12 protein-coding genes, 1 pseudogene and 1 other annotated feature are annotated in these 13,440 nt (G+C 36.6%); of the genes and pseudogenes, 1 reads left to right on the forward strand and 12 read right to left on the reverse strand.

From position 1 onward, the window contains the following. Positions 1 to 61: 61 nt before the first annotated feature. The 12 genes and pseudogenes from LC087_RS13620 to LC087_RS13675 all read right to left on the reverse strand — a co-directional run bounded on the left by LC087_RS13620 (position 62) and on the right by LC087_RS13675 (position 12,528). A complete protein-coding gene (locus LC087_RS13620) occupies positions 62 to 1,348 on the reverse strand; it encodes an adenylosuccinate synthase (RefSeq protein ID WP_226541359.1) in 1,287 nt (428 codons plus the stop codon). 180 nt (positions 1,349 to 1,528) lie between these two features. Continuing rightward, the gene (gene dnaB, locus LC087_RS13625) at positions 1,529 to 2,893 is read right to left on the reverse strand and encodes a replicative DNA helicase (protein WP_226541358.1); all 1,365 of its coding nucleotides are present in this window, start codon (positions 2,891 to 2,893) and stop codon (positions 1,529 to 1,531) included. Positions 2,894 to 3,030: 137 nt separating this feature from the next. Further along, a complete protein-coding gene (gene rplI, locus LC087_RS13630; RefSeq protein ID WP_226541357.1) occupies positions 3,031 to 3,477 on the reverse strand; it encodes a 50S ribosomal protein L9 in 447 nt (148 codons plus the stop codon). Further along, positions 3,474 to 5,491: pseudogene (locus LC087_RS13635) on the reverse strand (DHH family phosphoesterase). Before LC087_RS13635 ends, rplI begins: the two are co-directional and overlap by 4 nt. 384 nt (positions 5,492 to 5,875) lie before the next feature. Then, positions 5,876 to 6,115, reverse strand: a complete 240-nt coding sequence (gene rpsR, locus LC087_RS13640) for a 30S ribosomal protein S18 (protein WP_226541355.1) — start codon at positions 6,113 to 6,115, stop codon at positions 5,876 to 5,878. 21 nt (positions 6,116 to 6,136) lie between these two features. Next, a complete protein-coding gene (ssb, locus tag LC087_RS13645; protein WP_226541354.1) occupies positions 6,137 to 6,649 on the reverse strand; it encodes a single-stranded DNA-binding protein in 513 nt (170 codons plus the stop codon). 92 nt (positions 6,650 to 6,741) lie between these two features. Then, complete coding sequence (gene rpsF / locus LC087_RS13650) at positions 6,742 to 7,029, reverse strand: 30S ribosomal protein S6 (RefSeq protein ID WP_226541352.1); 288 nt, start codon at positions 7,027 to 7,029, stop codon at positions 6,742 to 6,744. 139 nt (positions 7,030 to 7,168) lie between these two features. Next, positions 7,169 to 8,269: a redox-regulated ATPase YchF gene (gene ychF, locus LC087_RS13655; protein ID WP_226541350.1), complete on the reverse strand. Its 1,101-nt coding sequence runs from the start codon at positions 8,267 to 8,269 to the stop codon at positions 7,169 to 7,171. 324 nt (positions 8,270 to 8,593) lie between these two features. Continuing rightward, complete coding sequence (locus LC087_RS13660) at positions 8,594 to 9,841, reverse strand: MFS transporter (protein WP_371932702.1); 1,248 nt, start codon at positions 9,839 to 9,841, stop codon at positions 8,594 to 8,596. 72 nt (positions 9,842 to 9,913) lie between these two features. After that, positions 9,914 to 10,168 (reverse strand) — a binding site (T-box leader). 106 nt (positions 10,169 to 10,274) lie between these two features. Continuing rightward, positions 10,275 to 10,472 (reverse strand): DUF951 domain-containing protein, encoded by a 198-nt coding sequence (locus LC087_RS13665; RefSeq protein WP_226541346.1) that lies wholly within the window; start codon positions 10,470 to 10,472, stop codon positions 10,275 to 10,277. Next, positions 10,465 to 11,370, reverse strand: coding sequence for a mechanosensitive ion channel family protein (locus LC087_RS13670; RefSeq protein WP_226541344.1), 906 nt, complete (start codon positions 11,368 to 11,370; stop codon positions 10,465 to 10,467). The genes LC087_RS13665 and LC087_RS13670 overlap by 8 nt, the downstream gene beginning before the upstream one ends. 144 nt (positions 11,371 to 11,514) lie before the next feature. Next, the gene (locus tag LC087_RS13675; protein ID WP_226541342.1) at positions 11,515 to 12,528 is read right to left on the reverse strand and encodes a YkvI family membrane protein; all 1,014 of its coding nucleotides are present in this window, start codon (positions 12,526 to 12,528) and stop codon (positions 11,515 to 11,517) included. 173 nt (positions 12,529 to 12,701) lie between these two features. Between LC087_RS13675 and yyaC the strand changes: the two genes are divergently transcribed. Further along, positions 12,702 to 13,331, forward strand: coding sequence for a spore protease YyaC (yyaC, locus tag LC087_RS13680; RefSeq protein WP_226541340.1), 630 nt, complete (start codon positions 12,702 to 12,704; stop codon positions 13,329 to 13,331). The last annotated feature ends 109 nt before the right edge of the window (positions 13,332 to 13,440 follow it).

The following is a 13,440-nucleotide window of genomic DNA, read 5'->3' on the forward strand; positions in this document are numbered from 1 at the left end:
CACGAGTACCTTTTATAATGGTAAGAGGAGTTAGGGTTCCTAGCTCCTCTTATATAAAAAATTATGAATACACTCCACGAACAACATTCGTTTGCGTACGGTCCGGTCCTACAGAAAAAATCGAAAGGGGGATACCTGTTAATTGTGAGATTCTTTCCACGTAATGGCGAGCATTTTCAGGAAGCTCGTGTAATGACTTTACTCCTGTAATATCTTCTGTCCATCCAGGCATTTCTTCATAAACGGGTGTACATTCACTAAGCGATTTTAAGCTAGCAGGGAAGTGTTCAATGATTTCCCCCTTATATTGATAGGCAACACAAATTTTGAGTGTCTCTATGCCTGTTAAGACGTCAATGGAGTTTAGCGACAAGTCCGTTAATCCACTTACTCTTCTAGCATGCCTGACGACTACACTATCAAACCAGCCAACGCGACGAGGGCGTCCTGTCGTCGTTCCATATTCGCGACCGACTTCACGAATGTGATCGCCAATTTCATTTGTTAACTCCGTAGGGAAGGGACCATCACCCACTCGCGTCGTATAAGCTTTAGAAACGCCTACTACATGATCAATTTTTGAAGGACCCACGCCAGAACCAATTGTGACTCCACCAGCAACTGGGTTCGATGAGGTGACAAATGGATATGTCCCTTGGTCAATATCTAACATAACTCCTTGAGCACCTTCAAATAGGACTCTTCGGCCCTCATCCAACGCATCGTTTAATACGACAGAAGTATCACAAACATAGTTTTTAATTTGTTGACCATACTGATAATATTGTTCAAAAATCTCATCGATTTCAAATCCTTCAACATCATACATTCTTTGGAGAAGGCGATTTTTTTCGGCAAGATTAATCGAGAGTTTTTCTTTAAAAACGTCTTTATCTAACAAATCGGCCATGCGAATACCGATTCGAGCGGCTTTATCCATATAAGCTGGACCGATTCCTTTTTTAGTGGTACCGATTTTATTCGCGCCTTTTCTTTGTTCTTCTACTTCATCCAATTTAAGATGATAAGGAAGAATGACATGTGCACGGTTGCTTATTTTTAAGTTATCAGTCGAAATATGACGTTCGTGTAAATAGGAAAGCTCTTCGACTAACGCTTTCGGATCAACCACCATACCATTCCCAATCACACATGTTTTTTCTTTGAAGAAGATTCCTGATGGGATTAGATGTAATTTATATGTCTTTCCGTCGAACTTTATTGTATGACCTGCATTGTTACCACCTTGATAACGAGCGACGACTTCAGCATTTTGAGAGAGAAAGTCGGTGATTTTCCCTTTTCCTTCATCTCCCCATTGCGTTCCAACTACGACTACAGAAGACATTATAATTCCCCCTACTAGAGTTATATTTCATTCCTTTTCCGCCATGAAAACAAACTCATTTTACCAGTTTTTTTGGTATGTGTCAAAGTAATAACGAACATTTTATATATTTTAATATAAAATGTTCGTTATTATATTTTGCATAAAAAAACTAGTCTACTAAAAGACTAGCTTTGTTGTTTACGCACCTGGAGCAAAATCTTCATCCCCATAGCGACGTTCTAAGTTAACAAATTTATTGTATTCTTTTACAAAAGCTAAAGAAACGGTTCCAACGGGGCCATTCCGTTGTTTTGCAATGATAATCTCAATAATGTTTTTGTTTTCACTTTCTTTATCATAGTAATCATCACGGTAAAGAAAGGAGACGATATCGGCATCTTGCTCAATACTTCCTGACTCACGAATATCTGACATCATCGGACGTTTATCTTGTCTTTGCTCTACACCACGGGAGAGCTGTGATAAAGCAATAACGGGTACTTTTAATTCCCGTGCTAATGCTTTTAAAGATCTGGAGATTTCTGAAACCTCTTGTTGACGATTCTCTTTACTTCTCCCGCTTCCTTGAATAAGCTGTAAATAATCTATTAAGATCATCCCTAACCCTTTTTCTTGGGCTAATCGACGACACTTAGAGCGAATTTCATTCACTTTTATACCTGGAGTATCATCAATATAAATACCTGCATTCGATAAACTTCCCATCGCCATGGTGAGCTTGCCCCAATCTTCAGCAGTCAAATTTCCTGTACGTAAGTTTTGAGCATTGATATTTCCTTCCGCACATAGCATCCTCATGACGAGTTGGTCGGCACCCATTTCCAAACTGAAAATCGCGACATTTTCATCCGTTTTCGTTGCTACGTTTTGGGCGATATTTAAGGCAAATGCCGTTTTACCTACTGAAGGTCTCGCAGCTACGATAATTAAATCGTTTCGCTGAAATCCTGCCGTCATTGAATCCAGTTCCGTAAACCCAGTAGGTATACCTGTAATTTCACCTTTTCTGTTATGGAGAAGCTCAATATTATCGTACGTTCTCACGAGTACATCTTTTATATTTTGAAAGACACCGGCATTTTTCCGTTGCGATACTTCCATAATACTTTTTTCCGCTTCATCTAAAACGGCTTGTACCTCATCTTCACGATTGTATCCTTCTTGTGCAATCGTTGATGCCGTTCGAATCAATCGTCTTAAAATCGACTTTTCCTCAACAATCTTTGCATAATACTCTATATTAGCAGCTGTTGGTACAGAGTCAGCCAAATCACTTAAATATGAAACGCCACCTATTTCCTCTAACAGTTTTACATTAGCGAGCTCTTTCGTCACTGTTACAAGATCGACAGGTTCTCCTTTATCGTTTAAAGCTAGCATGCTAGCATAAATTTTTTGATGGGCCGCTCGATAAAAGTCTTCTGGAATGACAATTTCGGAGGCAACCGTTAAACTAGTAGGCTCTAAAAAGATCGCTCCTAAAATCGCTTGCTCTGCCTCAATATTTTGAGGAGGAATATTTCCTGTTAACAAATCATTCACCGACGTTTCACCACCCCATTAATATCTATTAATCTATATAAAATGATTCATATCCTATTTAATCATAAAAAAAAAGTGGCATTGCTTCAAGTGTCGTTTCTTTCCACAATCCCACATTATACTCATTCATTATCTTCTTACTGTTCTTTTACATGAACTTTTACGACCGCACTTACATCTGGATGAAGCTTAATAGGAACATTTGTATACCCTAAAGAGCGAATGGCATCGTCAAGCTCTATCTTACGCTTATCAATCTTATGTCCGAAGGTTTTTTTCAGTTCTTCTGCAATTTGTTTGCTTGTGATGGACCCAAATAAGCGACCACCTTCACCTGATTTTGCCGATAGTTCCACGGTAATTTTCTCTAGATCATTCTTCAGCTGCTTCGCTTGTAACAATTCTTCTTCTGCTTGTTGTTGTTGCTTTTTTTTCTGAGATTTTAGTGCGTTCACATTTGAAGCATTCGCTTCTACTGCTAATTTTCTTTTCAAAAGGAAGTTATGCGCATAGCCATCTGGTACTTCTTTTATTTCTCCTTTTTTTCCTTTACCTTTAACATCTTCTAAAAAAATTACTTTCATTGGGCATTTCCTCCTTCTACATACTCATAAATGACATTTAATAGTTGTTTCTCTGCTTCTTCTAATGTTATATTTTCGAGTTGAGTAGCAGCATTGGTTAAATGACCACCACCATCTAACTCTTCCATGATTAATTGAACGTTAATCTGACCAAGTGACCTGGCACTAATGCCAATCACATGTTCACTCTTTCTTGCTATAACAAACGAAGCCTCTACTTCGTTCATATTCAGTAACGAGTCTGCTGTCTGTGCTAATAAAACTTGTTCATAAAATTCATTCACATCAGCTCGAGCAATCGCAATACTCGAAGCAACTAATTTGCTGTTTTTTATGAGTTTAGCACGTTTTTTATATTGGTCAAGGTCTTCTTTCATAAATTTTTGAACCAATATGGTGTCGGCTCCTTTCGATCGTAAATAAGAGGCCGCATCAAAGGTACGTGCACCCGTTCGCAATGTAAAACTCTTAGTATCTACAATTATACCTGCTAGGAGAACGGTCGCTTCAATCATGGACATCTTCAATTGCTTTTCTTGATATTCCAATAGTTCGGTCACTAACTCTGCCGTTGATGAGGCATAAGGTTCCATGTACACTAGTAAAGGATTTGTAATAAATTCTTCTCCTCTTCGGTGATGATCAATGACCACTTTACGATCAATCTTTTGTAGCAACCGTTCCTCGATCACAAGGGAAGGCTTATGCGTATCTACTATAACTAAAAGAGTATCATTCGTGGCAATTTCCATAGCGTCCTCTGGTGTTATAAAGGTCGACCATAAATCTTCATAACCTTTCAAGTGCTTGAGTAAGCCTTTTACCCCAGAATCAATTTCTTCTTCGTTAATGACAATATACCCTTCTATACCATTGACTTGTGCAACCTTTAAGATTCCTATTGCACCACCGATTGCATCCATATCAGGGTATTTATGCCCCATAATAATCACTTTATCGCTATCGAGAACAATTTCCTTTAATGCATGAGAAATCACTCTAGCCCTTACTCTTGTTCTTTTTTCTATCGGGTTTGTTTTCCCGCCATAAAATTTAACCTTTCCATTCAATTGCTTTATTACCGCTTGATCCCCGCCTCGACCAAGGGCTAAATCAAGACTGGATTGTGCATATTCTCCTAATTCAGCTAAAGGAATGTCCCCACGTCCAATTCCAATACTGATTGTTAATGAGGCGTTTTCAATCTCCGTTTTTTCTCGTACCTCATCCAAAATTGAGAACTTTGTTCGTTCGAGAGACACTAATGTTTGTTCATTCATTACAGCTATAAAACGTTCTGAAGATACTCTTTTTAAAAAGATCGTGTAATCTTGAGCCCACTTATTTAATAGGTTCGTCACTTCACTATTAATATGATTTCTTGTTCGTTCTGCAATCCCATGAGTGACTTCATCGTAGTTATCCAAGACAATATAACAAAGGACCGTTCGATTGTTAAAAAACTTTTTCTCCGTTTCCACTTGTTCTGTTACATCAAAAAAGTAAAGTAATTTTTCCTCTTTTTTTTACAATCACTTCGAATTTCCGGTTATGAAGAGAGATAGTTTGTTTATCTATATCTTGTTGAAAAATAGGGACTAGCTCGTCAGATACATCATACATGGAACGTCCCACTAGTGTATCCTCAGCAAAGCAAGAAGCTAAATAAGGATTCGTCCATTCAATTTGATAGCTATCATTAACAAGCATAATTCCTATGGGCATTCCCATTAAAGCTTCTTCTCCTACTTTTTTCACTCGATAGGAGAGGGTGTCGATATATTCATCCACATCCTCCTTCATCTTTTTTTTGTGTATAGAGAAATACATAAACAAACAAAAGAAATAAACTAAGAAGGATGATTCCGATAAACAATCTATCTAAGCCTAATAGAAGTATGGAAATCACTGCTACGCTCATCAATCCAATAAAAGCAAAGCGGAATAATGGTTTTTCAAAAAATAATCGCAAATCTCTCAGCTCCTTGTAACAGTCGACTCCATATTTCCACATTATCTAGAGCACTTACTTTATACTTATCATCATTTATCGCTATATATAACAACCAAATGAGTACCGATCCTATCTAATTATACCTTATTTATAAGTAAGTGTTCAAAAGAAGAAAAACGCATAAGATAACGGAACATCAACTAAAGACAACCATGTCGAGAGAGCTAACAATAATGCTAGCACGTTATATGGGTCCAACTAATTACCAGTCTCTAGCCGCTGAAGTTAGAGGACAATGCAAGAACGAATGACATAAAGACATAGTTGATGCATTTTTCATTTACTTAAGGTGATGAAGCATAGAGCACCACCACCTTAAATAAATGAAAGTTTTATTAAAACAAAAAACAGTAAGACTACGATCGCCTTACTGTTTTCTTTATTTTATTTTTCTTCTGAAACATAAGGTAATAAAGCCATTTGACGTGAGCGTTTAATAGCAACTGTTAATTTACGTTGATACTTCGCACTTGTACCTGTTACACGACGAGGTAATATCTTACCACGCTCAGAAATGAATTTTTTTAGTAAGTCTACATCTTTATAGTCGATATGAGTGATACCGTTTGATGTAAAATAGCAAACCTTACGACGTCTGCCACGACCTTTACGTCCTCCTGCCATCGTTATTTCCCTCCTTTATTATTAGAATGGTAAATCATCATCGGATATATCAATTGGTTTTCCATCGTTCGCAAATGGATCTTCATTTAGGTTTGTCCGCTTATTTTGGTTTTGACTAGGTTGACTGTTAAAGTCTGATCCACCACCACCAAATGGATTTTCATCCTGGCGACCATAATTGTTACGGTTATTGTTGTTCCCTGCATTATTCGAATTTTTCGGTTCGAGGAATTGAACGCTATCTCCGACAACCTCAGTTACAAACACTCTTCTACCTGATTGGTCTTCATAACTACGAGACTGAAGGCGTCCGTCCACTCCTGCAAGGCTCCCCTTGTTTAAGAAGTTCGCAACATTTTCAGCTTGTCTTCGCCAAACGACACAATTAATGAAGTCTGCCTCTCGTTCACCTTGCTGATTCGTAAACGTACGGTTAACAGCTAAAGTAAATGTAGCAACCGCTACACCATTTGGTGTATAACGTAGCTCAGGATCTTTTGTGAGCCTACCGACAAGCACAACTCGGTTTAACATTTTCAAACCACTCCTAATTAAGACCATTTTAAAACGATTATACCATGTTTTTATTATGAAAGATGACTAAGCGCATCGATTAATCTTATTTCTTATTGCTCTTGTTTAACAACAATATGACGAATGATATCTTCGCTGATTTTAGCTAGACGATCAAATTCTTGTACAGCTTCAGCTGAAGCGTCTACATGAATTAACATATAGTATCCATCACGGAAATCATTGATCTCATATGCAAGGCGACGTTTGCCCCACTCTTTTACTTCTGTAATCTCCGCACCATTTGTAGTTAAAATACCATTGAATCGTTCAACTAAAGATTTTTTAGCCTCATCTTCAATGTTTGGGCGGATGATGTACATGATTTCGTATTTTTTCATCCTATTTACACCTCCTTTTGGTCTAAACGGCCCTCTAATAGGGCAAGGAGCAATTATTAAAATTACTCGCAAGTCAATATTATATCAGAATCGCTCCTATGATACAACAGCCTTCTTTTCCGGTTCAAAAGCAATTTTTTTAAACATTAAAGCGGAAATGTATTACATCTCCATCTTTTACAATATACTCTTTTCCTTCAAGTCGAACTTTTCCTGCTTCGCGGGCTGCTCCCATTGAACCGTTTGCTACTAAATCGTCGTAATGAACGGTTTCTGCTCGTATGAAGCCTCTTTCAAAATCAGTATGAATAATGCCTGCACATTGCGGTGCTTTCATTCCTACTTTAAACGTCCAAGCTCTTACTTCCTGCTCTCCAGCTGTGAAATAAGTCGCTAAACCTAACAAATGGTAAGCAGCACGTATTAACTGATCCAATCCTGATTCAGCAATTCCTAGCTCTTCTAAGAACATTTCTTTTTCTTCTTCATCTAATTCGACAATTTCTGATTCGACTTTTGCACAAACGACGATGACTTCTGCCTGTTCATTTGCAGCAAACTCTTTGACCATCTGAACATATTGATTATTAGAAGGATCACTTAATTCTTCCTCACTAACATTCGCTACATATAAGATCGGTTTTGATGTTAATAAATGTAGCTGTTTGACAAATTTTAATTGTTCCTCTGTAAAAGAAACCGTTCGTGCAGGCTGTTCATTTTCAAAAGCATCTTTCAATTTAGATAAAATGTCATGCTCAAAAACTGCTTCTTTATCTTTTTGCTTTGCCATCTTCGCTACTTTTGTTATACGTTTATCAACTGTTTCTAGGTCAGCTAAAATAAGCTCCAAGTTGATCGTTTCAATATCTGCAATTGGGTCCACTTTCCCAGAAACATGGGTAATATTTTCATCTTCAAAACAACGTACGACATGACAAATCGCATCGACTTGGCGAATATGAGATAAGAATTGATTTCCAAGTCCTTCTCCCTTACTAGCACCTTTTACAATTCCGGCGATATCAGTGAATTCAAACGTTGTTGGTACGGTTTTTTTAGGGTTTACTAGCTCTGTTAACTTTTGCAGACGCCCATCAGGAACTTCGACAATTCCTACATTGGGATCGATTGTACAAAAGGGGTAATTTGCCGATTCTGCACCAGCCTGAGTAATTGCATTAAATAAAGTTGATTTCCCCACATTGGGAAGACCCACTATTCCTGCTGTTAAAGCCATTCGTTCCACTCCTCTGCTCTATCACAAACGCTATTATAATCTCCACTCATTATAGTGATGAAGGAAGAAAAGCGCAAGCGAACGTTTAGCAAAGAAGACACGGGCATAGCTGAACACTTATCTTTTCCCTCACAGCAATAAATAAAATATACCATTTGTAAGAACTCACCTTCTTAATGCCCAGACTGTAGTGTACTCTCACCTATAAATCCCTCTCATTAAATACTCATTTATAAAAGTATAATTTTACTATTATATAGATACCCGGATTAGGTTGTACGTGTAAATATAACCCTGCATCAAAATGAAAAACATATACAAAACCTAAATAGCACCAGAAGTTTGTGTCTGATTTTTTTCAGAATAGAAGCTTGCTTTAGAGGGCTGCGTACTAAAGTAAAATAAGACAATCGTTACAGCAAACATTATTAAAGTTCCTATTATGACGGCATACTGAATAGAGATGGAATCTGCTATGGCACCTAAAATAATCGTCCCGATAATGATAAAAAAAGCTTCGATAAAACCATAAACACTACCAACTCTCCCCATTACATCGACAGGAACATTATTTTGATAAAAGGTGTAAAATCCAGTGTTAATAAAAGCCATCGCAAAGGATAGAATGAAAAAACCAATTGCTGCTATCAAAAAAGTATCCGAAAAAGCGTAAATCAAATAACCGATTGAAACCATTAAGGATCCAAGACCAATCAGCCAGGAGGTAGCTACTTTTTGAACAATTATGACGTTTACTAAAGCGCCCACTACGATTCCAACACCAGCAATACTTACCAGGAAACCATAATCTCTCTCTGATAAAGAAAGCATTTCTGTAGAAAATGCCGCTTCCAATGAATCTACAACAGTTGCCAAAACCATCACCGCACTGAATAAGAAATAAATGATCATAATGTACACGTGTTTAAGACTATAATTAACAACTAATTTCCAATCTTTTCCCAATACCTTTATAGTTATTTTTTCATCTTTTTTTTCAATAAAATCTTTTTTTTCGACATTAGGCATGAACAATGTAATTAGTACCGCTAAGAATAGGGCTAATGCATTAAAATATATTGCAAAATTAGGAGTACCACTCATGAATATGATTCCCGCAATGGCAGGTCCAATAACAAATGCGCCAGAATCAACTAAACTTACGAGAGAATTAAATCGTTTTCTTTGAGTATGAGGAATTAACTTAGTGATATAAGTCATTGATGTCGGCTCATACATGGAACTGGCTATATTAATAAAAAAAACAATAATGTATATGGTCCAAATAGATGATAATAAAGGTAGTAAGACAATAAATACTGATTGAATTATAGTCAGCCCCACCATAAGATGCTTTTTATTCAATCGATCAATGAAAGTACCTGACCAAATGCTTGTAAATAAAGCAGAAAGTGCTCTAAATATATATAGACCTGAGACAGCAAGGACCCCATTCATATCAAGAACAATTAAATTTAATGCTATAAAGTATACCCATCCCCCTATTCTTGAAAAACCAATAATAAACAATAAAGCGGATGGATACTTCCACGACCTAACAATCTCTTTTATTACCAATTCATTCCCTCCTTATTGAATGCATAAAATTGGACAATAAAAAAACTCACCCCCAAGACCTTAAGTCTTGAGGACGAGTTGTTGCGCGCCGTGGTGCCACCCCAGTTTGATAATACGTCACCATATTATCCTTATCAGGTACGGCATGAAAAACATACTTATACCCTAGCTCTATAACAGGAGCTCCTGTCACACCATCACCTGTAGGATCCGATGTGCTGCTCTGAGACTTGCTTCCAATCATTAATTATTACTCCTTTTCACCAACTGGAGCTCTCTTTTAATAATTGCCGATTATACTCTTCTCTTCATAGCATTTGTATTTGAATGTGACCTTATAAATTTAGTTAATCTTACCAAGTAACGTACAGAAAGTAAAGGACTCTTTTTAATAATTTTCGGTTTTAAGAGGGGATTCTTTCATCACTTATTCCTCTTCCGCTTTTAGAAGAATTTTTTTCATTTTGCGGGTGAATTCTTTTCTTGGAATCATCACGCTATGTCCACACCCTTGGCACTTAATACGAATATCCATTCCCATGCGAATGATCTTCCATTTATTCTCTCCGCAAGGATGAGGCTTTTTCATTTCAACGATGTCATTCAGCTCAAACACCTTATCCATTCATATGACCTCCTTCTTTCAAAGTTAACGATTCTTCTTCTTCTCGACTATACATAACTAGACGTGGAAATGGAATCTCAATATTATGCTCGTCCAAACAAAGCTTAATTTCTTTTCGTAACATACGGCCTATTTTCCAATGCTCCATTGGTTTCGTTTCACTAATTACTCGTAAGACAACATCTGACGCACCTAAGGTTTGTACACCGAGTAACTGTGGAGTTCCCACCATCTCTTCATACTTGAAAGGTAGTTCTTCTAATAACCGTTCAATCACACTTTCTGCTTCTACAATATCTCCTTCATATGCAATGCTCACATCGACAACCGCTATACTGTTATTGACTGAATAATTGGTTACTTCTGCTATATTCCCATTAGGGATGACATGTAACTCTCCAGTCCAACTCTTTATTTTCGTTGTTCTTAAGCCTATTTCCTCTACAAAACCTTGTTTATCAGCTATCTTAATATAGTCACCAACAGAAAATTGATCTTCAAAAATAATGAAAAATCCTGAGATGACATCTTTCACTAAACTTTGAGCTCCAAAACCAATCGCTAAACCAAGTACACCTGCACCTGCAATTAATCCCGTGACATCATAACCCAAGTTATCAAATAGCATAATTAGCGCAATAAAGTAGACGATATAAGATAGAATATTTTCCAAAAGTTTTTGTAACGTCGTTTCGCGTCTTTCTGATATTTTCATAGGACCCTTTGTCCGTATCGAAAAGACTCTTCTGATCGCTTTTCTTCCAATCTTAACGAGAAGCCAAGAACCGATGATGATTGCTAATATTTTCATTGTGAACACGCTGAAATTCAACCAATTTTCACCATTTAGTAAATAACTTTTTATGTCTTCATATATATCTTGAAACATTTTAGTCATATTAGCCTCCGAGAATTCTTTTAAAGAATTATAGCAAGAAATGACTGCTATTCATACTAAAAAACCATGACAAAAATGGATGACCTGTAACAAAAACTTTATTTGCTTTGCAAAACTCTAGACAGACTAGCATAGGAAGCTTTTCTACTTATATCGCTTCGTAATGGGAAATAATAATATAGCTACCAGCAAGTACAAGTTCACCAAAGCAAAGAGAGGATATAAAGTAGTTACTAAGGTAGCGAAACCAAATTTTGTGAATGGAATCATTAATAAAACAAATAAAAATGCTAGCATCCAAAGAGGAAGATTCCACCCTCCTTTGAATCTTGTTGCCATTCCAAAAACACCTGAAACAGCCGTTGTAAAAATGGCAAAAAGAAGCATTGCAGATACGGCTATCAGCATTGTTATCGGTGAGTCATGCAATATCGCGAATAAAGGAATCTCATAATCTACCAATAAGTTCGCAACTTGTAATAAGGACTCGTTATATAAAAATGATAACCCTCCTAAAATAACCCCACTTGTAATACTGACGATTTTCGCTTCCGTTTTCCCTTTCATTTCTTTTCCTATGGCAGATAAGACAGCAATCAGTGAAAGTATGTTTAATGAAGTAAAAGTAAATGCAGAAGGCCATTTATATTGTTGGTCTAATTGAAAATTCCAAGAGTGAGGGTGATTCAGTTGAAAAGAAACTAAAATAAAGACTAAACCAACAATTAAAATGGGGATGATTACATTATTCAGGCGAAACAACCCCTTGACATCCCAGAAAAATAGCAAAATAAGTGGAATACAAAATAATACAACCCCGCCCCAATAAGGAATAGAAAACAATTGAAGTGTAGCTCCGCCGCCTGCAATCATCACAACCGTTGTTGTATACAAGTACAATAAGATGATGACATCATATACATAGGACAGTTTTCGACCAATTAATCTTTCTAATACAGGAAAAAAATGATTCGATTTCTCTTCATAGCTAATACTCATAACTACATAACAGGAAATCGAGAAAAAGATCGAAAATAAAAGAATAGCTAGTCCACTTTCAAAGCCAAAAAATTGCCATAATTCTCTTCCTGATGCATAACCTGCTCCAATAACTGTACCCAGAATCAAAAATATCCACTTAAAGCTTGACTTCAGCATTTTTTCACCTCATCCATTTTTTAAGCACCGATCATGCGTGTCCAACTAGTAATGAACCTAAATACATCTATAGAAACCTTCTTGGAGAACATCTCTACACTTTTTAAGTATGGATGTATAGAAAAATAGAATGTACCGTATACTGTTACTAATATGAAGAAGAGGAGAATCCTATGAATCTGAAATCTGTATTTTTTTCTAACTCTCAGAAAAAGAAACACATATTTTATAATCACGAAGATGCAGCTTTATCTTTAAGTAACAATATTTCTCCTTTATTACCATCCATTCATACACATTCAATCATTGTATTTTGTATAGGAACAGATAGATCTACTGGTGATTCACTAGGCCCTATTATTGGTTCAATCTTACATGAAAATATGAATACTTCTCCCTTTAATGTATATGGAACGCTAGAGAAACCTATTCACGCTGTAAACCTTGAGGAACAACTAGAGAAAGTTAACAAAAACCATGAGAATCCATTTATTATAGCGATTGATGCATGTCTTGGAAGAGTCAATGATGTAGGTTCCTTGCAAGTTGGAAAGGGAGCAATAAAGCCTGGTGCGGCCGTGAGGAAGGAGCTTCCTTCTGTAGGTCATATTCATATTAAAGGGATTGTCAATGTAAGTGGGTTTATGGAGTTTTTTGTCCTACAAAATACTCGGCTACACATTGTCATGAGTATGGCAAGAACAATTGCTCAAGGTATTGAAATGACTGCAAACCAGTATAGCAATGGAATAAATTATAAACAGCAATTAACATTTAAACGTATCAAATCGAATAGTGAATAAATTTATTTGGAATTTTATAAAAGGTTTAGTCGAATAGATTGAATCACTGTTTTTTTACATATTTATATATGTGTTATTCAAAAATCCAAAGAGATGGACATAACGAAAG

The organism is Bacillus carboniphilus, assembly GCF_020524035.2.
In the GTDB taxonomy this organism is placed as follows: domain Bacteria; phylum Bacillota; class Bacilli; order Bacillales; family JAIVKR01; genus Bacillus_CC.

Bases quoted from the DNA above. Each gene is read 5' to 3' on its own strand.
- rpsF (WP_226541352.1), bottom strand. From the start codon at position 7,029: ATGAAAAAATACGAAATCATGTACATCATCCGCCCAAACATTGAAGAT.
- rpsR (WP_226541355.1), bottom strand. From the start codon at position 6,115: ATGGCAGGAGGACGTAAAGGTCGTGGCAGACGTCGTAAGGTTTGCTAT.
- ychF (WP_226541350.1), bottom strand. From the start codon at position 8,269: ATGGCTTTAACAGCAGGAATAGTGGGTCTTCCCAATGTGGGGAAATCA.
- LC087_RS13670 (WP_226541344.1), bottom strand. From the start codon at position 11,370: ATGACTAAAATGTTTCAAGATATATATGAAGACATAAAAAGTTATTTA.
- LC087_RS13620 (WP_226541359.1), bottom strand. From the start codon at position 1,348: ATGTCTTCTGTAGTCGTAGTTGGAACGCAATGGGGAGATGAAGGAAAA.
- LC087_RS13665 (WP_226541346.1), bottom strand. From the start codon at position 10,472: ATGGATAAGGTGTTTGAGCTGAATGACATCGTTGAAATGAAAAAGCCT.
- LC087_RS13675 (WP_226541342.1), bottom strand. From the start codon at position 12,528: ATGCTGAAGTCAAGCTTTAAGTGGATATTTTTGATTCTGGGTACAGTT.
- ssb (WP_226541354.1), bottom strand. From the start codon at position 6,649: ATGTTAAACCGAGTTGTGCTTGTCGGTAGGCTCACAAAAGATCCTGAG.
- rplI (WP_226541357.1), bottom strand. From the start codon at position 3,477: ATGAAAGTAATTTTTTTAGAAGATGTTAAAGGTAAAGGAAAAAAAGGA.
- yyaC (WP_226541340.1), top strand. From the start codon at position 12,702: ATGAATCTGAAATCTGTATTTTTTTCTAACTCTCAGAAAAAGAAACAC.